The organism is Kutzneria viridogrisea DSM 43870 (genome assembly GCF_000525635.1).
Taxonomy (GTDB): Bacteria; Actinomycetota; Actinomycetes; order Mycobacteriales; family Pseudonocardiaceae; genus Kutzneria; species Kutzneria viridogrisea.
Map to the genome: position 1 here is coordinate 8,547,132 of NZ_CP007155.1, position 22,439 is coordinate 8,569,570.

23 protein-coding genes are annotated in these 22,439 nt (G+C 70.7%); 9 read left to right on the top strand and 14 right to left on the bottom strand.

Annotated elements, in window-relative coordinates:
* Positions 1-30: 30 nt before the first annotated feature.
* From dhaM to dhaK, 3 genes are read right to left on the bottom strand one after another with little or no spacing between them, the layout of a single operon-like run.
* The gene (gene dhaM, locus KALB_RS37195; RefSeq protein WP_025360758.1) at positions 31-702 is read right to left on the bottom strand and encodes a dihydroxyacetone kinase phosphoryl donor subunit DhaM; all 672 of its coding nucleotides are present in this window, start codon (positions 700-702) and stop codon (positions 31-33) included.
* Positions 699-1,328, bottom strand: coding sequence for a dihydroxyacetone kinase subunit DhaL (gene dhaL, locus KALB_RS37200; protein ID WP_025360759.1), 630 nt, complete (start codon positions 1,326-1,328; stop codon positions 699-701). Before dhaL ends, dhaM begins: the two co-directional genes overlap by 4 nt.
* Positions 1,329-1,330: 2 nt before the next feature.
* A complete protein-coding gene (dhaK, locus tag KALB_RS37205; RefSeq protein ID WP_025360760.1) occupies positions 1,331-2,332 on the bottom strand; it encodes a dihydroxyacetone kinase subunit DhaK in 1,002 nt (333 codons plus the stop codon).
* 102 nt (positions 2,333-2,434) lie between these two features.
* On the opposite strand from dhaK, the gene KALB_RS37210 reads away from it, so the two are divergent.
* Positions 2,435-3,439: an ABC transporter substrate-binding protein gene (locus tag KALB_RS37210; RefSeq protein WP_025360761.1), complete on the top strand. Its 1,005-nt coding sequence runs from the start codon at positions 2,435-2,437 to the stop codon at positions 3,437-3,439.
* An 82-nt stretch (positions 3,440-3,521) separates the two neighbouring features.
* Here the strand turns inward: KALB_RS37210 and KALB_RS37215 are convergent, their stop codons facing one another.
* Positions 3,522-5,039, bottom strand: coding sequence for an aldehyde dehydrogenase family protein (locus tag KALB_RS37215; protein WP_025360762.1), 1,518 nt, complete (start codon positions 5,037-5,039; stop codon positions 3,522-3,524).
* Between the two features lie 89 nt (positions 5,040-5,128).
* Positions 5,129-6,079, bottom strand: coding sequence for a hypothetical protein (locus tag KALB_RS37220; RefSeq protein WP_025360763.1), 951 nt, complete (start codon positions 6,077-6,079; stop codon positions 5,129-5,131).
* A 171-nt stretch (positions 6,080-6,250) separates the two neighbouring features.
* Here KALB_RS37220 and KALB_RS47965 point away from each other — a divergent pair, with 171 nt between their 5' ends.
* The gene (locus KALB_RS47965) at positions 6,251-6,391 is read left to right on the top strand and encodes a hypothetical protein (RefSeq protein ID WP_158510880.1); all 141 of its coding nucleotides are present in this window, start codon (positions 6,251-6,253) and stop codon (positions 6,389-6,391) included.
* 50 nt (positions 6,392-6,441) lie between these two features.
* On the opposite strand, the gene KALB_RS37225 is transcribed toward KALB_RS47965, so the two are convergent.
* The 3 genes from KALB_RS37225 to KALB_RS37235 form a co-directional block, all read right to left on the bottom strand.
* Positions 6,442-6,708, bottom strand: a complete 267-nt coding sequence (locus KALB_RS37225) for a hypothetical protein (RefSeq protein ID WP_025360764.1) — start codon at positions 6,706-6,708, stop codon at positions 6,442-6,444.
* 11 nt (positions 6,709-6,719) lie between these two features.
* On the bottom strand, positions 6,720-8,414 hold the full coding sequence (locus tag KALB_RS37230; protein WP_025360765.1) for a sodium:solute symporter family protein: 1,695 nt from the start codon (positions 8,412-8,414) through the stop codon (positions 6,720-6,722).
* Positions 8,415-8,577: 163 nt separating this feature from the next.
* Entirely contained in the window at positions 8,578-8,997 is a 420-nt protein-coding gene (locus KALB_RS37235) for an HIT family protein (protein WP_025360766.1), read from the bottom strand.
* A gap of 37 nt (positions 8,998-9,034) precedes the next feature.
* On the opposite strand from KALB_RS37235, the gene KALB_RS37240 reads away from it, so the two are divergent.
* Entirely contained in the window at positions 9,035-9,958 is a 924-nt protein-coding gene (locus KALB_RS37240) for a cytochrome c oxidase assembly protein (RefSeq protein WP_025360767.1), read from the top strand.
* Here KALB_RS37240 and KALB_RS37245 read toward each other — a convergent pair.
* On the bottom strand, positions 9,945-10,421 hold the full coding sequence (locus KALB_RS37245; protein ID WP_148309803.1) for a transglycosylase SLT domain-containing protein: 477 nt from the start codon (positions 10,419-10,421) through the stop codon (positions 9,945-9,947). The two genes, KALB_RS37240 and KALB_RS37245, sit on opposite strands and share 14 nt — an antisense overlap.
* 134 nt (positions 10,422-10,555) lie before the next feature.
* On the opposite strand from KALB_RS37245, the gene KALB_RS37250 reads away from it, so the two are divergent.
* Positions 10,556-11,272, top strand: a complete 717-nt coding sequence (locus KALB_RS37250; protein WP_025360769.1) for an SGNH/GDSL hydrolase family protein — start codon at positions 10,556-10,558, stop codon at positions 11,270-11,272.
* A 70-nt stretch (positions 11,273-11,342) separates the two neighbouring features.
* Here KALB_RS37250 and nucS read toward each other — a convergent pair whose 3' ends face one another.
* Positions 11,343-12,002: an endonuclease NucS gene (nucS, locus tag KALB_RS37255; protein ID WP_025360770.1), complete on the bottom strand. Its 660-nt coding sequence runs from the start codon at positions 12,000-12,002 to the stop codon at positions 11,343-11,345.
* 24 nt (positions 12,003-12,026) lie between these two features.
* Here nucS and KALB_RS37260 point away from each other — a divergent pair, with 24 nt between their 5' ends.
* The 5 genes from KALB_RS37260 (at position 12,027) to KALB_RS37280 (ending at position 16,522) form a co-directional block, all read left to right on the top strand.
* Complete coding sequence (locus tag KALB_RS37260) at positions 12,027-13,454, top strand: amino acid permease (protein ID WP_042221205.1); 1,428 nt, start codon at positions 12,027-12,029, stop codon at positions 13,452-13,454.
* Positions 13,455-13,467: 13 nt separating this feature from the next.
* A complete protein-coding gene (locus tag KALB_RS37265; RefSeq protein ID WP_025360772.1) occupies positions 13,468-14,004 on the top strand; it encodes an NUDIX domain-containing protein in 537 nt (178 codons plus the stop codon).
* 13 nt (positions 14,005-14,017) lie between these two features.
* Entirely contained in the window at positions 14,018-14,893 is an 876-nt protein-coding gene (locus KALB_RS37270) for a LysR family transcriptional regulator (RefSeq protein ID WP_025360773.1), read from the top strand.
* 154 nt (positions 14,894-15,047) lie between these two features.
* Complete coding sequence (locus tag KALB_RS37275) at positions 15,048-15,680, top strand: TetR/AcrR family transcriptional regulator (RefSeq protein WP_236650104.1); 633 nt, start codon at positions 15,048-15,050, stop codon at positions 15,678-15,680.
* Positions 15,677-16,522, top strand: a complete 846-nt coding sequence (locus KALB_RS37280; protein WP_035967112.1) for an SDR family oxidoreductase — start codon at positions 15,677-15,679, stop codon at positions 16,520-16,522. Before KALB_RS37275 ends, KALB_RS37280 begins: the two co-directional genes overlap by 4 nt.
* Here KALB_RS37280 and KALB_RS37285 read toward each other — a convergent pair.
* The 4 genes from KALB_RS37285 to KALB_RS37300 all read right to left on the bottom strand — a co-directional run bounded on the left by KALB_RS37285 (position 16,519) and on the right by KALB_RS37300 (position 21,970).
* A complete protein-coding gene (locus KALB_RS37285) occupies positions 16,519-17,301 on the bottom strand; it encodes a thioesterase family protein (RefSeq protein WP_025360776.1) in 783 nt (260 codons plus the stop codon). The genes KALB_RS37280 and KALB_RS37285 overlap by 4 nt on opposite strands.
* A complete protein-coding gene (locus KALB_RS37290) occupies positions 17,298-18,470 on the bottom strand; it encodes a hypothetical protein (RefSeq protein WP_025360777.1) in 1,173 nt (390 codons plus the stop codon). The genes KALB_RS37285 and KALB_RS37290 overlap by 4 nt, the downstream gene beginning before the upstream one ends.
* Before the next feature lie 712 nt (positions 18,471-19,182).
* The gene (locus tag KALB_RS37295) at positions 19,183-19,956 is read right to left on the bottom strand and encodes an enoyl-CoA hydratase-related protein (protein WP_025360778.1); all 774 of its coding nucleotides are present in this window, start codon (positions 19,954-19,956) and stop codon (positions 19,183-19,185) included.
* 19 nt (positions 19,957-19,975) lie between these two features.
* Positions 19,976-21,970 (bottom strand): glycosyl hydrolase family 65 domain-containing protein, encoded by a 1,995-nt coding sequence (locus tag KALB_RS37300; protein WP_025360779.1) that lies wholly within the window; start codon positions 21,968-21,970, stop codon positions 19,976-19,978.
* Positions 21,971-22,439 lie beyond the last annotated feature (469 nt).

A 22,439-nucleotide genomic window follows, 5' to 3' on the forward strand; every position in this document is an offset into this window, starting at 1 on the left:
GCCCGGTGGGACCGGTTCACCCCGACCGGCTCACTCCTCGAAGCCGCGCTCCACCAGTGCCTGCACGCGTGCGATCGCCTCACGCGCGTCGGGACCGCTCGCCACGACCTCGATGGTGTCCCCGTCGCGCGCGGCCAGCCCCATCAGCGCCAGCACGCTGCGCGCGTCGGCCTGCTGCTCGCCGTGCCGCACAGCGACCTCGGCCCGCAGTCCGCCCATGGCCCTGGCCAGCAGCGCCGCGGGCCGCGCGTGCAGGCCAACCTCGTTGTGCAGCACCATCTCCGCCCGGTACGCGGTGGGCTTGTCGTCCACGACGAAGTCCACCGGCGCCTCGGCCGCCGAACTCGCGGCCCGGCTCACCCCGTCGATGTCCGCCCCGGACTGGGCCGCCACCGCGGCGGCCACGGCGCCCTCCACCAGCGGGGCCTCCACCACGAACGCCTCGCCCGCCCCGGAGTGCCCCTCCACGGCCAGTTCCGCGATCATCTGGGCACTGCCCAGGTCGTAGAGCAGCACCACCCCGCCGCCCCGGTCCACCCGGTCCAGCGCGGCGCAGACCCGGTCGTAGTCGGTGCCCAGTTCGCCGTCCGCCGTGCCGCCCGCGGGTGCGATCAGCACCTCCGGCGCCATCTGCTGGGCCAGTTCGGCCACGCCCTCGGCCAGCTTCGCGCTGTGCGAGACGATCACCAGTCCGACGGTCACCGCGCACCTGCCGAGTTCGCCAGCGACCGCAGCAGCAGGGCGGTGGACCGCGCGCCGGGGTCCAGGTGGCCCGCGCTGCGCTCGCCGAGGTAGGAGGCCCGCCCCTTGCGCGCCACCAACGGGATCGTGGACTCGGCGCCCTGCTCGGCGGCGCTCGCGGCGGCGGCCAGCACGTCGGCCACCGACTCGCCCGCGGCCTCGGTGGCGGCCTGCACGGCCGGCGCCAGCGCGTCGACCATCGTCTTGTCGCCGACCTCGGCCTTGCCCCTGGCCACGACCCCGTCCAGCGCCGCCTTGAGCGCCGCGGCCACGGCGGCACCGTCCAGTTCGGACTGACCTGCGGTGGCCGTCGCGGCGCGCAGGAATGCCGTGCCGAGCAGCGGTCCGGACGCGCCGCCGACCTTGGAGATCAGCGTGGTGGCAACGAGTTTGAGCATCGCGCTGGGACTGTCCGGAGTGGAGCTGTCCAAAGCGGACAGCACAGCGGTGAAGCCCCGGTTGAGGTTCTCGCCGTGGTCGGCGTCGCCGATGGCGCGGTCGAGGTCGATCAACTCGGTGCGGTGCTCGGCGACGACCCCGGCCAGTCCGCGCACGGCGGCCACGAGGGTCTCGGTGGTGCAGGTCATGCTCAGATCCCCCAACGCAGTGCCGCGGTGTTGACCGGCTCGTCCCACAGCTCGGTCAGTTCCTCGTCCAGTTTGAGCAGGGTCAGGCTCATACCCTGCATCTCCAGGCTTGTCACGTACGAGCCGACGAGTCGGCGCTCCACGACGATCCCCTTGTCCGCCAACAACTTCTCGGCGATGCCGTGCGCGAGGTAGAGCTCCACCAACGGGGTGCCGCCCATACCGTTGGTGAGCAGCAACACCCGGTCGCCCTCGGCGAAGGGCAGGTCCTCCAGCACGGGGCCGAGCAGCCGCGCGACGAGTTGGTCCGCGGGCTCCATGGGCAGTCGCTGGCGGCCCGGCTCGCCGTGGATGCCAACGCCCAGTTCGAACTCGTCCTCGGCAAGGGTGAAGCTCGGTTCACCGGCGTGCGGCACGGTGCAGGCGGTCAGCGCCAGTCCGAGCGAACGGAGGTTGGCCACGACCCGGCGGGCCAACTCCTCGCAGCCGTCCAGGTCCGTGCCGCGCTCAGCCGCCGCGCCGACGATCTTCTCCAGCAGCATCGTGCCCGCGACCCCGCGCCGGCCCGCCGTGTAGAGCGAGTCCTTGACGGCCACGTCGTCGTCGATGACCACGGTGCGCACGTCCACGCCCTCGGCGGCGGCCAGTTCCGCGCCGGTCTCGAAGTTCAGCACGTCGCCGGTGTAGTTCTTGACGATCAGCAGCACCCCGGCGCCACCGTGCACCTGCTCGACGGCGGCGCTGATCTGGTCGGGGGTGGGCGAGGTGAACACCGCGCCGGGGCAGGCCGCGTCGAGCATGCCCCTGCCGACGAAGCCGCCGTGCAGCGGCTCGTGGCCGGAACCGCCGCCGGAGACCAGCGCCACCTTGCCCGCGACCGGGGCGTCGGCGCGGACCACGACGGCCGGGTCGGGCCGCACCCTGATCAGCTCCGGGTGGGCCAGCGCCATGCCGCGCAACGCCTCGGCGACCACTGCGGACGGATCGTTGATGATCTTCTTCACTGGAGACCTCCGCTCACGGCCCCTTCCTACCCCGGTGCCCGGCCCGACGCCAGTGATCAATAAGTAAAGGTAGGCTCACCTAAAAGAGTGAAGGGGTGCCGAGTGAAGAGGATCATCCTCGCCATGACCGCGGCCGCGTTGCTGGTCGGTGCGACCGCGTGCGGCCAGGCGGCGACCGATGCCAAGTCCGAGGTGGCCCAGGGCGGCTCCGCGTTCCAGTCCGCCGGCGAGCGCACCGCGAAGTACGGCACCGACGCGCTGCCCGGCCAGTTCCCGCGCACGATCAAGCACGCGATGGGCGAGACCACGCTCAAGGCCAAGCCGGAGCGGGTGGTCGTGCTGGACGTGGGCGAACTGGACAACGTGGTGGCGCTGGGCGTGCAGCCGGTGGGCGTGGCCTACACCGAGGGCTCGCCGACCATGCCCGGCTACATCGGCGCCAAGGGCGGCACCCCGGCCAGCGTCGGCACGATCAACAGCCTGAACCTGGAGACGATCGCCAAGCTGAAGCCCGACCTGATCCTGGGCTCCAAGCTGCGCGCGGAGAAGTCCTACGAGAAGCTGTCCAAGATCGCGCCGACGGTGTTCTCGGAGCGACCCGGCTACACCTGGAAGGCCAACTTCCTGCTCAACTCCGCCGCGCTGGACCGCACCGACCAGGCCGACAAGCTGCTGGCCGACTACCAGTCGGAGGCCAAGGCGGTGGGCGAGGCGGTGCAGGCCAAGCTGGGCCGCAAGCCGACGATCTCCCCGCTGCGGTTCATGCCGAACATGACCCGGGTCTACGCGCGCAAGTCGTTCATCGGCACGATCCTGGCCGACACCGGGCTGCCCACCAACGCCTCGGGCCAGGTGGACGACCTGGCCGTGCAGGTGGGCGCGGAGCAGATCGACCGGGCCGACGCCGACTGGATCTTCGTCGGCAGCTACGGGGACCCGAGCAAGACCCAGCAGAACTCGTTCCAGACCAACCCGTTGTGGCAGACCCTGGGCGCGGTCAAGGCCGGTCACGCCAAGACCGTGGCCGACGAGACCTGGTACCTGGGCCTGGGTGTGCTGGCCGCCAACCAGGTGCTGACCGAGCTCCGCGCCCAGCTCACCTCCTGAACCGGCGAGTCCCGCTCTCCCGCACGCGAGTCCCGCCCACCAGGCCGTGACTCACGCGCCCCAGAGCGGGACTCGCGGTGGGTCAGCGGCCGTAGCGGGCCTTGACGATGGCCATGAGCCTGCCGACGACCCCGCCGCCCCGCGAGAACGACATCGGGTTGAGCACCGGCTTGAAGCGCTTGCGGGTGACCGACTGCACGCGGGTGAACTCGCGCAGCCCGTCCTCACCGTGGATGCGCCCGAACCCGGAGTCGCCGACCCCGCCGAAGGGCAGCGCGGGCACGGCCGCGAACGCGATCACGGAGTTGACCGCCACCATGCCGGTGCGCAGCCTGCGGGCCACCTGCTCCCCGCGCGACTTGGAGAACACGGTGCCGCCCAGCCCGTACTTGCCCGCGTTGGCCAGCCGCACGGCCTCGTCCACGTCGCGCACCCGGTTCACGGTGACGGTCGGCCCGAAGGTCTCCTCGGTGATCGCCAGCGAGTCCTCGGGCACGTCGACCAGCACGACCGGCTCCACGAAGGGCGGCCGCACCGACTCTGTGCCGCCGACCACCGCGCGCCCGCCCTTGTCCAGCGCGTCCTGCACGTGCGAGCGGATCACCTCAACCTGGGAGGGCATGGTGATCGGCCCGAAGTCCGCGGACGGCTGGCCGCCGGGCCGCAACTTGGCCGCCCGCTTGGTGATCTGCTCCACGAACTCCTCGGCCACGTCCTCGACCACGTAGACCCGCTCCACGCCGATGCAGGTCTGGCCCGCGTTGGACATGGCGCCCCACAGCGCGGCGTCGGCCGCGGCGGCCACGTCGGCGTCGTAGTCCACGATCAGCACGTCCTTGCCGCCGCACTCCAGCAGCACCGGGGTCAGCGACTCGGCGCAGGAGGCCATCACGCGCTTGCCGGTGGCGGTGGAGCCGGTGAACGCGAGCTTGTCCACCCCCGAGCGGCACAGCGCGGCACCGGTCTCGCCGAAGCCGGTGACCACGCTGAGCACCGGGTGCTCGGGTACGACCTCGGCCAGGGTGTCGGCCAGCCACACGCCGACGCCGGGGGTCAGCTCGGAGGGCTTGAAGACCACGGTGTTGCCCGCGGCCAGCGCGTAGGCGATGGAGCCCATCGGGGTGAAGATCGGGTAGTTCCACGGGCCGATCACGCCGACCACGCCCAGCGGGCGGTACTCCACGGTCGCGGCCTGGTTGAGCATGAGCAGCCCGGAGGCCACCCGGCGCCTGCGCAGCACCCGCTCGGCGTTGCGCGCCGCCCAGTGCAGGTGGTCGATGACCAGGGCCAGTTCCAGCTTGGCGTCGGCGTTGGGCTTGCCGGTCTCCGCGCTGACCAGGTTCGCGATCTCGTCCAGGCGTTTCACGATCAGCCTGCGCCAGGCGTCCAGCCGCTGCTTGCGGCCGTCGAAGCCCAGTTCGGCCCACCAGGTCGCGGCCCGGCGCGCGGTGGCCACCGCCTCGGTGACCTCCTGGGCGCTGTGCACCGGGTGGTGGGCGACCACCTCGCCGGTGCGGGGATCCAACGAGGCGAACCGCTTGGGATGCTCGTCCGATCCGGCCGCGCCCACCGCGCTGCTCTCCGGGGCTGTCTGAGTCATCGACCCTCCCAGCTGGTACCGCTCACCTCGTTGTTACTGAAGAGTACGACAGAATTCCGTCGTGTGACGAGGTGATCTGAGCCGACCGCTCAGGACCTGGGAAGTTTGCCCGCGACAACTTTCGCCGCCGCGACGGCCTTCGCGCAGCTGTCGCCCTCGGCGTCGTAGCGGATCACCACCGTCTCGCTGGCGGCGGCGGTGGCGCGCGGCCACCAGGACACCGAGCAACCGGCCAGGGTGGAGATGTTGGGCAGCTGGTAGGCGGTCAGCCCGCCGAGGTCCACCGGGGTGGTCTTGTGTTCCAGCACCGGCATCGACGGGTCACCCGACATCCGGAAGGTCACGTACAGCAGCACGCCGGGCTGCCGCCACAGGCACTCGTGCAGCTGCTGCGGCTGGGCGGTGGCCGAGGTGCCGACCAGGCTGTCGACCGTGGCTTTGTCGACAAGTGCACACGGGTCGACCACCGCGAGCGTGCCCTTGGGGTTGTTCATCGCGGGCGGGGCGGTGCGCAGCCTGCCGAGCACGGCGGTGACCAGCTTGCGGGCCACCTCGCACGGGTCGGTGCCGCCCTTGGCGTCCACCCGCAGCACCAGCCCGAGGCCGGGCGTGTCCTGGGTGATCGCCTTGTCCATGCAGCCGGAACCCTGCCTGGTCTCCAGCACGCGTGTGCCAGCCAGCTCGGTCGTGGCGTCCTTCTTGACCTCGCTGATCGGGCTGCCCAGGTCCAGGCTGAGCTGCATGACCTGACCGGAGCCGTCCTTCATCGAGACCTGGCAGCCGGTGAACGGGTTGCCCGCCGCCTCACCCGGGGTGCCCACCAGGGCCTGGGTCTTCTTGTCCAGCAGCCCGCACGGGTCCACCGCGCGCAGCCTGTCCGCGGCGAAGGCCGGGTCGGTCGGCCCCTTGTTGATCGCCACGCCGGTGGCGGTCGCCTGGACGGCGGTCCTCGGCGAGACCGATCTGGCCTGGTCGGCACCGGGGGTGCAGGCGGTGAGCGCCACGGCGGCCAGGACCGCGCAGCTGACGAGACGGAGCACGGGTGCACGGTAGCGACCAGCGCCGATCCGCGTGCGCCGAACCCGAAACCCGGGCTCACACCGTGATAACACGGAGGGTGACAGGGCTCACGGACAGCTTCGGGAACGATACAGAAGATCGGAACGATGTACTGGGTGCAAGGGTTCGAACGACTGTCAGGAGGACACCCAGTGACGAAGACCCGCACCTCTGCTCTGCGTGCGCAGGCTCGGCGCGGACGGGCCGGACTCGGCCGCGCGGTCCGCTGGATCGACGCGTGGACCGTGGAGGCCTTCAACCCGGTGTACCCGCACCGCAACGGCCGGCGCTGAGGCGCAGTGCCCCGGCAACCGGCCGTCGCGGTAGCGATGAGCTGGTGCTGTCAGCCCTCGCCGGCGCCAGTGGCGTCGCCGGCATCCGGCAGCACGATCGGGCGCAGCCTCGCCCAGGCGGTGAAGGCGATGCCCGCGAGGAGCATCACGATCCCGCCCCACAGGTTGATGTTGACGCCACCGGCCTTCTCCAGGCCCTCCGGCTTGGTGAACCACAGGCCCATCACGGTGAGGACCAGGCCGTACACCCCGAACAGCAACGCCAGGATGTAGCGCAGGTCGAACAGACCCGCACTCTTGTTTCCTTGCTCGGACACGGTTTCCTCCCTCACCAGAAGATGACGTTGAGCACGGCGGCCAGCACGAGCACGCCGACACCCAGCACGACCGGCTTGCGGTACCAGCCCGCGTTCTCACCGGTCTCGGAGTGCTTGAGCGTGTCGCGCGGGGTCAGCGACCAGACCAGGCCGACCAGTTCGGAGTCGGGCTTGGGCTTGGTCACCAGCGTGACCAGCACGCTGACCACGATGTCCATCAGGAACGCGACGCTGGCGGCCACGAAGCTGGCGCCCTGGCCGGACAGGTCCAGCACCCCGTTGCGGCTGAGGATGTCCACGGTGACCGCGGAGCCGGTGCCCACGATCAGGCCGATGCCACCGGCCAGCGGGGACATCCGCTTCCAGAACATGCCCAGGATGAACGTGGCGAACAGCGGGGCGTTGAAGAAGCCGAACAACGTCTGGAGGTAGTCCATGATGTTGTTGAAGGTGCCCGCGATGAACGCCGTGCCGATGGCGATCAGGCAGCCGATCACGGTGATCCAGCGACCGGTGCGCAGGTAGTACTCGTCCGGCTTGTTCTTGACCACGTAGGTCTGCCAGAGGTCGTAGGTGAACACCGTGTTGAACGAGCTGACGCTGGCCGCCATGCCCGCCATGAACGCCGCCACCAGACCGGTGATCGCGATGCCCAGCATGCCGTTGGGCAGCAGGTCGCGGATCAGCACCTCGATCGTGTTGTTGTAGGTGATCTCGGCGCCCTTGGGTGCCCCGGCCGCCTTGTACGCGGCCAGGTCCGGGGACAGCACCGCGGCGAGCATGCCCGGGATGACGATGATCAGCACGATCAGGGTCTTCGGGTACGCGCCGATCAGCGGGGTGCGCCGGGCGGCCGACATGCTCTTGGCCGACAGCGCACGCTGCACCTCGGCGAAGTTGGTCGTCCAGTAGCCGAAGGACAGCACGAAGCCAAGGCCGAACACCAGGCCGATGACCGAGAGCACCGGGTTGGCGATGCCGGTCAGGTTGCTGCCCGGCCAGGAGCTCAGCTGCGCGGAGGCGTCGGCGTTCGCGGCGGTGATCTTCTCGACCAGGCCGTTCCAGCCGCCGACCTTGTACAGGCCGACGATGGTCAGCGGCAGCAGCATCGCCACGATCACGAAGAACTGCATGACCTCGTTGTAGATGGCCGCCGACAGGCCGCCCAGGGTGGTGTAGGCCAGCACGATCGCCGCCGAGATGACGATCGACACCCACAGCGGCCAGCCCAGCAGCAGGTTGATCACGGTGGCCAGCGCGAACAGGTTCACGCCCGCGATCAACACCTGGGCCAGCGCGAAGCTGAGGCTGTTGACCAGGTGGGCGAAGGGCCCGAACCGGCGCAACAGGAACTCAGGCACGCTGCGCACCTTGGAGCCGTAGTAGAACGGCATCATCACCAGGCCGAGGAACACCATGGCCGGGATCGCGCCGATCCAGTAGTAGTGCACCGTCGGGATGCCGTACTGGGCCCCGTTGGCGGTCATGCCGAAGATCTCGACCGCGCCGAGGTTGGCGGAGATGAAGGCCAGGCCGGTCACCCAGGCGGGCAGCGATCGGCCGGACAGGAAGAAGTCGAGGCTGGAGGACACCGAGCGCCGTGCCAGCGCGCCGATGCCCAGTACCAGCAGGAAATAGAACCCGAGCAGGGCGTAGTCCACAGGTCCGGCGTCTAGCCGGAGGCTCCCGTCCGCGATGACGGTCACCAGCCCACCTCCACATCCAACATAACCAAACAGCACCCATCACGATCCGAGGGGCGCGCGAACGGTACCGCACAGGACCCCGGCCGTGAACTGCTTGAAACCGAGCTGTTGCATTTGTTGGGCACGCACACTAATTCACCCGGCCGGGTCAAGCACAGACCGGTCACAGCACGGCGCTGACCAGCCCGGCGACGGCGTCCAGGTCGGACCGGGACGCGCCGCGCTGGCCAGTGTGGAAGCGAAGCGGATCTCCCGCATGTCGAGGGATCACGTGCAGGTGAACGTGAAACACTGTTTGCCCTGCCGCCTCCCCGTCGGCCAGCAGCAGGTTCACCCCGTCGCACGGCAGCCCGCTGCGGCGCAGCGCCGCCGCCATGCGCTGGCCGGTGCCGAACAACCGCTGGCCGGTGGCCTCGGGCAGGTCCGCGAGGCCCACCGAGTGCGCCTTCGGCACGACGAGCAGGTGACCCCGGGTGATCGGGTTCAGGTCGCAGAACACGATCAGGTCCTCCTCGCTGTGGACCACGCTCGCGGGGGCGTTTCCGGACACGATGGCACAGAACACGCAAACGTTTTCGACCACGCTGAACTCCTGGTTCGGCCGGGTGCAGACTGGAGGCGTGCCCGAGCCTCTCACGGTGATCACCGCCCTGGCGGTGTGGACGCCGGACCCCGTGTCACTGGTGCTGATCGCCCTGCTCGGCGGCTGGTACGCCACGGCGGTGCGCCGAGTGCGGCGCGGTGGCGGGCACTGGCCCCGGGCCCGGTCGGTGACCTGGTTCGGCGGCGGGCTGGGCGCCTACGCCCTGGCCACGCTGTCCAGCATCGGCGCCTACTCCGACGTGCTGTTCTCGATGCGTGCCGCGCAGGTGATCCTGCTGCTGATGGTGGCCCCGCTGGGGCTGGCGCTCGGTGCGCCGCTGACCCTGCTGCGCGAGACCGCACCGCCCGGCCTGGTCGCCCGGCTGCGCTCGGCCCTGCACAGCCGGTTCTGCCGGGTGCTGGCCTTCCCCGCCACCGCCTCGGCCCTGCTGATCGCCACGCCCTGGGCCCTGTACTTCACCGACTGGTACCCGGCGGTGCTGCGCTCTCCCGTGCTCGACGAGCTCACCAGGCTGGCCCTGCTACTCATCGGCTTCGCCTACTTCTGGAGCAGGCTGCAACTGGACCCGGTGCCGCGCGGCTACCCGCACCTGGTGTCGGTGTGGATCACCTTCGCCGAGGTGGTCTTCGACGCCGCGCTCGGGCTGACCCTGTGGTTCTCCGGGCACCTCGTCGCCGCGGACTACTACCAGTCCCTGGGCCGGGCCTGGGGTCCGGACCTGCGCCTGGACCAGACCATCGGCGCCGGGGTGCTGTGGATCGTCGGCGACCTGGCCGGGCTGCCCTTCCTCGGCGCCCTGCTCAACCGGATGAGCCGCCAGGACGCCGAGCAGGCCGTGCGCATCGACCGGGAACTGGACGAGCGGGAAGCCGAGCAGTCCTCGGACCGGCCATGGTGGGAGGACGACCCGGTGCTGTCCGAGCGGTTCAGGAGGCGTTGAGCTCCTTGACCGCCTCGCGCGCGGTGTCCATGTTCTCCTTGTAGGCCCCGCTCTCGAAGGTGGACCAAGGCTTCCAGTTCTGCGATTCCATGAAGATCTGGTACGCGACCCGCACATTGGTCGGCGGGTCGAACGCCTGCTTCTCGGTGACCTCGGGGTGCCAGTAGTCGTTGATCTGCCACAGCCCCCGGTCGGTGGTGCAGTTCTCGTTGACCAGCACGGCCTTGGTCCAGCCGCTGCTCTCCGCCAGCGCCACGGCCACCGCGATCACCAGGTCCTCCTCGGTGAATCCGGCCTGCTTGGCCAGTTGCGCCAACTGCTTGGGCTGGTAGTGCTCGCCCTCGTACTTGTTGTACGAGGTGCACTTGCGCTCCACAGCGGCGGGAACCGGGTTGGGCAGCACGGTGCCCGGCACAACTCCGGCCAGCACGGTGGCCGCCGAGACTGCGATCATTCGAGGCATCAGCACGCCTCCATGAATCCGCGAGTGGACAGCGTCCCGCCACCACCTCGGGGGAACCTGTCCCCATCCGGACAGAAAACCCAAAGCAGGCAACCTAAACTGGTGTACCAGCTAGCAGTGGGAGGCGGTTGCCCGTGATCTACTTCGCGATCCGGCTCGCGGTGATCCTCGTGGTCGGCGTGCTGTCCGCGCCCACCGGGAGCCCCGCGCCCACCGGCAATCCCGCCGCCGCGTGGTGTGCCGCCCTCGCCCGCGGCGGAGTCGTGATCGACGTGCTCGGCGACTCCATCATGGAGGCCAAGGACGTGCAACCGCCAGAGCGGCGCTGGCACGCGCTGCTCGAACGGTCGCTGCGCGCCGACGGGGTGCTCGACCGCATCTGGACCACCGGCGCCATCGGCGGCACCACCGCCGCCGACTTCGGCCCCGGCGGCTGGTACGCCGACCGCGTCGAGGCGGTGGGCAACCACCCGGACCTGGTCATCATGGACTGGGGCATCAACGACTGGGTCAAGGGCGTGCCGCCCGCGACTTTCTCGGCCCAGTACCAGAAAGTGCTGGATCGCATCCGCGCCGTCGCACCCGGTGCCTCAGTGCTCCTGGTGCACGCCCCATGGGTCGCCAACGAGACCTTCATCGCCGACCACGGGGACCAAGTCCCCCACCAGCAAGCAATCCGCTCACTTGCCCGTGACAACAACACCCTGTACCTCGGGCTGGACCCGTACTTCGACAAGGCGGACCCGCTCGGCCTCTACGCCGCCGACCGGCTGCACCAGAGCGACCGCGGCCAGGCGGTGATCCACACCGCGTTCCGGGCGTACCTGCTGGGGCTGTGCGGCCGGGGGTGAGCCCGCTGCCACCCGCCATGAAAGTGGCTTTCACTGCGTTGAACGCAGTGAAAGCCACTTTCATGGCACCTCAGAACAACCGGAACTCGTCGGACTCGGTGCCGCGTAGGGCGTCGTAGTCCAGGGTGACGCAGCGGATGCCCCGGTCCTCGGCGAGCACCTTGGCCTGCGGCTTGATCTGCTGGGCGGCGAACACGCCCTTGACCGGGGCCAGCAGCGGATCGCGGTTGAGCAGTTCCAGGTACCGGGTGAGCTGCTCGACCCCGTCGATCTCGCCGCGGCGCTTGATCTCCACGGCCACCGAGACGCCCTCGGAGTCACGGCACATGAGGTCGACCGGCCCAATGGCGGTGGGGAACTCGCGGCGCACCAGCTTCCAGCCCTCGCCGAGCGTGGTGACGTGCTCGGCGAGCAGCTCCTGCAGGTGCGCCTCGACCCCGTCCTTGACCAGCCCGGGGTCCACGCCGAGCTCGTGCTTGAACTCGTGCAGCACCTCGTCCAGGGTGATGATCAGCTTCTCCCCGGCCTTGTTCTGCACCACCCACATGCCCGGCTCCTCGATGAGCCAGCACGGCGGGGACATCCAGTTCAGCGGCTTGTACGAGCCTCCGTCGGAGTGCACGAGGACCGAGCCGTCGGCCTTCACCATCAACAGCCTCTGGGCCATCGGCAGGTGGGCGGTGAGGCGGCCCACATAGTCGACCTGGCACCGAGCGATCACAAGACGCACCGCGTCACGGTACCGTCGCCCGTCATGTCAGTGACGTCTGGACCGAAGTTCGACCCTGCGAGCAGGTCCTCGGCCCTGCTGCGCCGCAAGCCCGTGTCCACCATGGCCGCAGAGGTCGAACACAGCTCGCTCAGACGCAGCATGGGCCTGTTGCCCCTGATCACCTTGTCGGTCGGCGCGACGCTGGGCACCGGGATCTTCGTGGTGCTCGGCGAGGCGGCCCCCAAGGCGGGACCGGCCGTGATCGTGTCCTTCGTGCTGGCGGCGCTGGCAGCCCTGTTCTCCGCCCTGTCCTACGCGGAGCTGGCCGGGGCCGTGCCGGTGTCGGGTTCGGCCTACTCCTACACTTACGCCACGCTGGGCGAACTGGTCGGCTGGGTGTGCGGCTGGTGCCTGCTGCTGGAGTACGGGGTGTCGATCGCGGCGGTGGCGGTCGGCTGGGGCGGCTACCTGAACTCGTTCCTGGAGACGGCGATCGGCGTGCGCATCCCGGAGGCGCTGTCCGCACCGCCCGGTGACGGCGGGGTGGTGAACCTGCCCGCGGCCGTGGTGGTGCTGCTGGCGATGGTGGTGCTGCTCGGTGGCATCCGGGAGAGCGCGGCGATCACCGTGATCACCACGCTGTTCAAGATCGCGGTGCTGGTGTTCTTCGTGGTGGTCGCGGTGTTCGCGTTCAACTCGAAGAACCTGACCCCGTTCGCGCCGATGGGGGTGGCGGGCATCGCCACCGGGGCCTCCTCGGTGTTCTTCTCCTTCGTGGGCTTCGACGCGGCCTCCACGGCGGGCGAGGAGGCGCGCAACCCACAGCGCGACCTGCCCAGGGCGATCATGATCTCGCTCGGCGTGGTGACCCTGGCCTACGTGCTGGTGGCGCTGACGGCGATCGGCGCGGCCGGGGTGGACACGCTCAGCGGCTCGGAGGCCTCCCTGGCCACGGTGCTCAAGCTGGTCACCGGCGCGGGCTGGCCCTCGACGGTGCTGGCGGTCGGCGCCGTGGTCGCGATCGCCTCGGTGGTGCTGACCGTGCTGTACGGGCAGACCCGGATCCTGGTGTCGATGTCCCGGGACGGCCTGGTGCCCGGCGTGTTCTCGCGGGTGACCGCACGGCGCAGGGTGCCCGCGGCAAACACGATCATCATCGGCTGCGTGGTCGCGGTGCTGGCGGCGCTGGTGCCGCTGGGCCAGCTCGCGGAGGCCACCAGCATCGGCACGCTCGTGGCGTTCGGACTGGTCAACGTGGGCGTGCTGGTGCTGCGCCGCACCCAGCCCGAGCTGCCGCGCGGGTTCCGCACCCCGCTGATGCCGGTGACCCCGCTGATCGGGCTCGCGCTGTGCGTGCTGCTGGTGTTCGGGCTCGCCCCGCAGACCTGGCTCGCCTTCGGCGCTTGGACCCTGGTGGGCCTGATCGTCTACTTCGGATACGGCATGCGGCGGTCCCGGCTCAACGGGTGACAGGATCGGCAGCGTGGAATCACTCGACTCGCGTCAGGTGTACGCCAACTCGTGGATGACCGTCCGGGAGGACGACATCCGCCGCAACGACGGCTCGACCGGCATCTACGGGGTGGTGGACAAGCCGCACTACGCGCTGGTCATCCCGCTGGACGGGGAGCGGCTGCACCTGGTGGAGCAGTTCCGCTACCCGCTGGGGCGGCGGCGCTGGGAGTTCCCGCAGGGCACCGCGCCGGAGCGGGCCGAGACCGAGGCCGCCGAACTGGCCGCGCGCGAACTGCGCGAGGAGACCGGGCTGCGCGCGGAGCGCATGGTGTCGCTGGGCGAGCTGGACGTGGCGCCCGGCATGTCCAGCCAGCGCGGCTCGGTCTTCCTGGCGACCGGCCTGACCGAGGGCACGCCCGAGCGCGAGCTTGAGGAGCAGGACATGCGCACGGCCTGGTTCCACCGGGCCGAGTTCGAGGCGATGATCTCGCGCGGGGAGATCACCGACGCGCAGAGCATCGCCGCGTACACGCTGTTGCTGCTGCACGAACTGCGGCAGCCGTAACTAGGCTGGCGCCGTGATCGACGTGCGCAGACTGGTGCTGCTGCGCGACCTCGCCGAGTACCAGACGGTGACGGCCGTGGCCGAGGTGCACCAGGTCACGGCCTCGGCGGTGTCCCAGCAGCTGCGTGCGCTGGAGGCCGAGGTCGGGCGTCCGCTGCTGTTGCGGGAGGGCCGCACGGTGCGGCTGACCTCGGCCGGGCAGACGCTGGCCCGGCGCTGCGAGGAGGTGCTCGCCACGCTGGAGCGGGCCGCCGCCGAGGTGCGCGAGCTGGACGACCGGCTGGCCGGTGAGCTCGCCGTGGGCTGCTTCACCAGCGCGTTCGCCGAGCTGGCGCTGCCCATGGCCTCCTCGCTCACCGGCGCGCACCCGCAGCTGCGCGTGCGGTTCACCGAAGGCGAGCCGGAGCAGACCCTGCCCATGCTCAAGCAGCGCAGGCTGGACCTGGTGATCGCCTACCGGTACGGGCACCTGGGCACCACCCTGCCCACCGGCCTGGTCAGCAGGCGGCTGCGCGAGGACCCGTTCCTGATCGTCGTGCCGGAGCGGCTGCGCGGGTTGGTCGAGCAGGAGGGGCTGTCCGGTCTGCGCGAGCACCCCTGGGTCACCTTCCCCCGTGGCGCCTGCCACGACGCCGTGCTCAACGCCTGCCGCACCGCCGGGTTCACCCCTGAGCTGGCCCACCTCGCCAGCAGCATCTCGGTCACCCTCGACGTGGTGGCCGCCGGACTCGGTGTGTCCATGCTGCCCGCGCTGGCCACGCACGCCGTACCGCCCGGGGTGGCGTTGGTCCCCGCCGAGGGCTTGCAGCGCACCGTGGAACTGGTGGTGCGAGCCGGTACCGAGGAGCAGCCGGTGATCGCCGCCGCCCTGGCGGCCCTGTTGCGCTGACCCACCGCCAGCAATTACCGTATCTGGTACGGAAATTGGGGGGCGTGTGGAGCGCAGTGGCGCGGGTGATCCTGACCGCACGATCGAGCTGCTCTGGCGGGCGAGGTCCCCGGCACGACGTGGGCGTCCGCCGAAGTTGAGCGTGGAGCGCATAGTGCGCGCGGCGATCGGAGTGGCCGACCGCGAGGGCCTTGCCGCGATGTCGATGGCACGTGTGGCCGAGGAGCTGGCGGTCGGCACGATGTCGCTGTACACGCACGTACCGGCCAAGGCGGAGCTGATCGACCTGATGGTGGACGCCGCCCTGGCCGAACGCGGGCTGGAGGCGGACTCCTCGGGTTGGCGCGAACAGGTGCGCCGGTACGCCGAGCGCACGCGGGAGGTGTACCGGCAGCACCCGTGGCTGCGCGAGGTGTCGTTGGCGCGTCCGCCGCTGGGACCCGGCCACCTCGCGGGCCAGGAGTTCCTGTGCGCGGTGTTGGCGGGCATCGGCCTCGCGCCGCACCAGGTGGGCGTCGCACTGGGCTCGATCGCGATCTTCGTGGACGGCGCGGTGCGCGCGGAGGTCGAGGCGCAGGAGCTGGAGCGCACCACGGGCCAGTCGGCGGACAGCTGGTGGGCGCGGCGACAGTCGTTCTGGGACAACCACTTCGACCCGACTCGCTACCCCGCGATCAACCAGCTGTGGCTGGACGGCGGCTTCGCGGCGAGCACGACCGAGCACCGGCTCGCGGTGTTCGAGTTCGGCCTTGACCGGCTTCTGGACGGCATCGAGGAGGGGCTGTGACGACGGTGCTGGTGACCGGCGCGACCGGCAACGTGGGCAGGGTCGTGGTGCGGGAGCTGGTCCGCTCCGGCGCGCGGGTGCGGGCGCTGACCCGCGATCCGTCGGCGGCAGCGCTGCCCGCGGGCGTCGACCTGGTGCGCGGCGACCTGACCGATCCGGAGGGCCTTCCGCTGCGGGGGGTCGATCGGATCTACCTGTTCCCGGTACCGGAGACGGCACGGGAGGTTGTCGCACGGGCGGCGGAGGCAGGTGTCCGGCGCATCGTCACGCTGTCCTCCGGCGCGGTGACGGCGGGTTTGGACAGCGGGTTCCACCTGCCGGTGGAGCAGGCCGTCGAGGACTCGGGTCTGGAGTGGACACACGTGCGCGCGGGCGAGTTCGCGCTGAACAAGCTGTTCATGTGGGGACCGTCCATTCGCGACAGCGATGCGATCTGGGACCCGTTCCCGGACTCGCCGGGCTGCCCGATGCACGAGGCCGACATCGCCGAGGTCGCCGTCAAGGCGTTGCTGGACAACGAACACGTGGGTCGCGCGTACACGTTGACCGGCCCTCGGGTGCTGACCTCCCGCGAGCAGGCGGCACAGATCGCGAGGGCTCGTGGCCGGGACGTCCGCTTCCTGGACGTCACGCGGGAGCAGGCACTGGCCCACTACGAGCGGCAAGGCGGCTGGGCGGCGGCCATGGCGAGGTTCATGCTGGGCTTCGAGTCCTACTCCGGCGGCGAGCCAGAGCCAGTCGAGGTGGAGCTGGCGCCGCTGCCGACCGTCGAGCAGGTGCTCGGCAAGCCCGCGCGGACCTTCGCGCAGTGGGCGCAGGATCACGCGGGCGGGTTCCGCTAGCGAGCGGTCACCAGCAGGCTCTGCGCCCCGCGCCCGATGACGCCCTTCTCGTCGTGCAGGGCGGTGTCGGCCAGCCCGATGCCGCCCGCGTCCACAGTGGTCCTCGCGTCCAGGCACACCCACTCCCCCACCGGGTAGCGGTGCAGGTGCACGGTCAGGTCCGGGTTGATGAACGTGTGCGTGCGCCAGTCGAGCACGGTGCTCACCCCGTTGCCCGAGTCCGCGGCGATCAGCACGCGCACCAGCGGGCTGGGCTGCTCCCCGGCGACCAGCGGCATCCTCATGCGCAGCCAGCAGGTCGCCGGGCCCGGCTCCTGGAAGGCGCCGGAGACGAACCGCCACTCCATCGCGTTGTGGTAGCCCACCTCGTAGGCGACTGGGAAGAACGGCTTGGGTTCTGCCTGGTCCGGGCCGGGCAGCACGGTGGGGTCGGCGATCGCGGGCTGCGGCTGTTCGGCGACCCGGACCAGCAGGGCGCGCGCCCTCAGCAGCGGGTCGCCGCCGGGCTGGGCGAGCTCGGCCTCGACGAGTTCGGCGCTGCGCCCGGACTTGAGCACCCGGGTGCTGACCACCAGCTCGGCGATCGGCACCGGGCGGCTGATCTCGAAGGTCATCCGGGCCAGGCGGAACCCGGGTCGCTCGCCGGGCCGGGATTCCACGGCGCGGCCCAGCAGGGCCGAAGGCGGTCCGCCGTGCTGGGCGTTGGCGTCCCAGGGGCCACGGCTGTGCTCGCTCGCGGCGAACCGGTTGTCGTCCAACTGCTCGTAGAAGGCGTTCACGAGATGTCCCTCAGGTACAGGTGGCGGGCGGTGAGGCTGACCGACACGTCGTCCAGCAGCGGTTGCAGGAACGCCTGGCGGTACAGCGGGTCGGTGGCGGCCGAGGCCGCGAAGTACAGGCCGGAGAACACCGCGAGGAAGACCGACACCTGGATGAGCTCGTTGGACAGCGGCAGGTGCAGCTTGAACAGGGTGCCCGGGGTCGGGTCGTGCGTGGTCCAGGACTTGATCACGTCGTCGTCGATGGCCAGCACGCCGAAGGCGAGGAAGAACAGGAACACCAGGACGCCGAACACGACCACCTGCAACAGCTGCGCGAGCACCAGCACGAACACCAGGTTCAGCTGCTCTCCCCTGCGCAGCGGCGGGTCCTCATCGTGGTCGGGGTGGCGGGCCTGCATCTGGAACGGGGTGGCCAGCAGCCGCTCCGGCGGCACGTTCCGGTCGACCCGCTGCACCAGGTTGCGCAGCTCCTCGACCAGCACCGAGACCAGGAACACGACGCCGACCACGGCGAAGAAGGCGACCACGCCCCACAGCCTCGCGCGGGTGAGGGTGGCGGTGACCTGCCACAGCTCGGTGGTCAGGAACAGGAAGGTGGCGAACAGCAGCAACAGGGGCAGCGCCTTGCTGGTCAGCGTGCCCACCGCCTTGACCTGGCTCAGCGCGGCCCGCAGTGCCCAGCCCAACACCGAGCCCGCGCCGATCTTGACCAGCACGTACAGCGCGATGACCAGCAACAGGTTCTCCACCACGCCCTCGGAGACCGAGTCGGTGACCTTCGCCAGGTGGCCGATCACCGGCAACAGCACGATCTCCACGAGGGAAACGACCAGCACCACCGTGATCGTCAACTGCCTCATGCGCCGCCCTCGGTTCCAGCGCAGCACCAACCAGGCCGCCAGCAGCGGCAGGATCACGGTCAGGGCCGCGACCACGACGTAGGCCAGCGCGAAGTTCGGGTCCTCCAACCTCGCACCCATGGCCGCCTCCGTGTCGGGGGTCATCGCCGCGAACACGGTCACCAGGACCTCCAGCACGGTCAGGAACGCCACCGCGGGCGCCACGCGGACCGTCAGGTCACCCAATCCCGAACTGCCCCGCACCACGCTGGGCAGCCCCCGCTGCCGGAACCACGCCTCGGCCCGTGCCCGCCGTGCCTCGTCCACCGCCACCTCCCGATCAACCCGAGCGAGGCGACTCTATTGGGGGCGGCGGCGTGCATGCCCGACCGGCCGAGCGAACCGTGCCCTGAAGGTGCCCTTCGTGACGTCGTGAGCCCACCCCGACCGCCGCGAAAGTGGCTTTCACTGCACCCAACGCAGCAAACGGCACCTTCACAGCACGCCTCGGCACTGTCATGAAGGTGCCCTTCACGGCATTGAACGTCCCCAACGGCACCTTCAGGGCAGTACGGCGCGGGGGCATGCCTAGACCCGCTCACCCACGCCATGCCCCGAAGGTGCCCCTCACGACACGCAACGTCCCCAACGGCACCTTCACGACAGCGCAGCACGGGCACAGGCCCACACCCGGCCACCCACGCCACGCCCCCAAGGCACCCCTCACGACGTCGCGAGCCCACCCCGACCGCCGCGAAAGTGGCTTTCACTGCACCCAACGCAGCAAACGGCACCTTCACAGCACGCCTCGGCACTGTCATGAAGGTGCCCTTCACGGCATTGAACGTCCCCAACGGCACCTTCAGGGCAGTACGGCGCGGGGGCATGCCTAGACCCGCTCACCCACGCCATGCCCCGAAGGTGCCCCTCACGACACGCAACGTCCCCAACGGCACCTTCATGACGTACCGTCCGAGCGCCCGCCAGCGCGGCTCAGCGGGACTCGCGCGCCCCAGAGCGGGACTCGCGGGGTTGGGGGTCAGTCGGTCCAGAGGGGTGGGCGCTTGGCGAGGAAGGCGGCCATGCCCTCCTTGGCGTCGGGGATCTGCGAGGCGGCGGCCATGACCTCCAGGGCCACGGCGTAGGCGTCGGCCTCGGGGCGGTCCAGCTGGGCGTACAGGGTGCGCTTGCCCAGGGCCTTGCTGGCCCGGCTGCCACGGGTGGCGCGGGTCAGCAGGTGGTCGACGGCCTTGTCCAGCTCCTCATCGGGAACGACCTGGTTGACCAGGCCCCACTGCTCGGCCGTGCGGGCGTCGATCGGGTCACCGGTCAGCGCGAGCTCCATCAGCCGCTTGCGGCCCACGGAGCGGGCCACCGGCACGGCGGGCGTGTGGCAGAACCAGCCGCCCTTGCCACCGGGCAGGGCGAAACCGGCGGACTCGGCGGCCACGGCCAGGTCGCAGGAGGCGACGAGCTGGCACCCGGCGGCGGTGGCCAGGCCGTGCACGCGGGCGATCACCACCTGGGGCGCGAGCTGGATGGCGTGCATCAGCTCGGTGCACAGGGTCAGCAGCTCGCGCACGCCCAGCAGGTCGCGGGCGGAGACGTCGCCGAAGTCGTGCCCGGCGGAGAACACCGGCCCGTTGCCCGCGAGCACGATGCCGGTGGCATGGGTGTCCGAGACCGCGCGCACGGCGTGCAGCAGCTCGGTGAGGTGCTCGGCCGACAGCGAGTTGCGCCGGGCGGGCCGGTTCATGGTGATCCGCGCGGTGTCGCCGTCGGTGTCGACCAGGATGTGCTCGTAGTCAGCCATACCAGCAGGCTGCCACATCTCAGCCCATTTGCAGGTCGGCCAGCTCGGTCCCGGTCCCGGAGACGGACACGCGCAGGAAGTGGGCCCGCTGGCCGCCGAGGTCGACCGTGCCGGAGCCGGGGGCGGGCCGCGCCACGGTGCGCCAGGTGGTGCCGTCCTGGGACACCGAGACGGTCCACGCGCTCGGGCGGTGGGCGCCCCAGGTGGCGGCCAGGAAGCGCAACGCGTGGTCCCCGCGCAGGTCCACGGTGAGCGCCGACTGGGGGCGCGGCGTCCGCCAGCCGGTGCTCGGATCCCCGTCGACGGCGGAGGAGGCGGGCGCGTCGGGGTCGGCGAGATCGGCCACGACCGGGGCGCAGCGGGCGAGGTCCCCGGTCGGCGAGCGGTCCGGCCGACGGGTCGGCACGGTGAGTTCCCCGTACGGGGCAAGGGTTTGCTTGGTGCCGCCCACTTCGATCGGCAGCGGCAGCCCGGACAGCAGGCGGACGGTGGTCTGCTCGGCGCCGATCCGCACGCTGAACGCCCTGCCCTGCCACTCCAACCGGTTCACGGTGATGCCGGTGAACTGCGGCGGCAGCAACGGGTCGAGCACGACCGCGTCCGAACGCAGCCGCAGCCCCGGGTAGCCGTAGACGAACTCCTGCACGAACGCCGCCGACCGCACCAGGCCGTCACCCGGCCGCGGGGCGCTGCGCTGCGTGTAGGTGAAGGCGGCACAACCCGGGTCGCCGAGCTCACCGGCCACGATCGAGCGCACGCCGTCGGCCCACTCCGCGCGGGACTGGTCCTGGTGCAAGTCGTTGCGGGTGACCGAATCGGGCTGGTCGTTGTGCCACGGGAACGCGCGCGGCAGCGAAGGCGACTGCCGAGCAGCCGCCAAGCGGTCCGCGGCGGCCTTCCAGCGCGGATCGGGCTGCGCGCCGACCAGGGTGGCCGCCGCGGCGGCGAAGCGCAGCGAGTCGCGGGCGGGCACGTCGAGCGCCTCGGAGCGGGCGAGCAGGGCGTCGGCCGTCGCGCGCAGCACGGGAAAACCCTTGGCGCGCAACCAGGTCAGGTCCCCGCTGGCCAGCCAGTACTGCCAGGTGGACAGTGCGGCCTCGGGTCCGGGCGCGGGCACCGGGTACTGGAGCATCGAGGTGGCGATGTCGGGGTGCAGCGGCAGCACCGCGGCCTCGGTCCACGGCAGCGCCGCGGGATCACCGGGCCAGGAGGATCCCGCGCGAACCCCTGCCAGCACGGCGAAAACCGCGGCACGGACCTGGCGCTGCACGGCATCGTCCCCGTGCACCTCGATGTCGGCGCGCCACAGTTGGCCCCAGGCCAACTCGTTCTCGCGGGCCACCGACTGCCAGCCGAACTGCGCGGCGGTCGCGACCTGCGCGCGAGCGGTGGCCAGCGGGTCGACGGAGTCGACTGAGCTGGCAACGCCCAGGTACCTCGTCACCGCGACCGGCTCGCCCGCCCGCACGGGGAACCGGCCCGGTGAGTCCACACTGGACGCCAGCGCCACGGTGGTCGCACCGGACCGCACGACAACCGAGTCCCCGCCGGGAGTCCTGCCGTCGAGCAGGTCGCTCACCTGAAGGGTGCCGGTCCAGTTCGGGGTGATCTCCAGCCGGGTGACGGCCACGTGCGGCCGCGCCCGGTCGGCGAGGACCCGGTAGCGGACCTCGGCGCTGTGCCCGCCCGCCGAGGTCCAGCGCCCGGTGGTGAGCACGGTGCCGGTGCGCAGGTCCAGGGACTGGCGGTAGTCGGTGCGCGGCGGGGCGCCCGGCCCGTCGATGAGCTCCACAGTGGACACCGGGAGCGGGATGCCCACCTTCGGCAGGGCCAGCGCGGTCAGGCCGGTGCCGGCGGCGGGCACGCGCGCGGTCAGGTAGCCGTTGCCGATCAGCGGGGGCTCCGCCGAGGGCACCAGCCAGCCCTCGTCGGCGGCGGCGAGCACGGGAGGCAGCGCCGGGATCAGCGCGGTCACCAGCACCGCGGCGCCGAGTACGGCCACACCACGCTTCATCGCAGCCTCACCGAGCTCACCTGGCTTGACGTGAGCACTCAATCACAGTGTGTGGAACCCCGCGCGCCCGGCTCCACACACGGACCGTGACCACCGGACAGCAGATTGTTTTCTTGACCGAATAACCGAAATCGTGACAGGGCGAAACCGAGCATTGACACACAGTTGACAAAGCCGTGCGACGGGATTCAAATAACAGGGACACGCCAGCGACAACTCAGGCAAAACGCCTGATCAGAGCGCAGGTCGTTCACAGATTTCACCGATTTGAGCCCGCCTAGCAGTTGATTTGCACCCGGTCGAGGTAACCGCGCTTAGGGCACCTAGCGTAAGAAGGCGGCCACCGTCCCGGCACGTGAATCACAATCAAGCCACGGACGTGTCCTGAATCTGGCGCCATTCGCGAACAGGGCTCAGAGTCTGCTCACCTCGTGAGGTGCGTCACGCCTGCGAGCAACCTTCAGACACC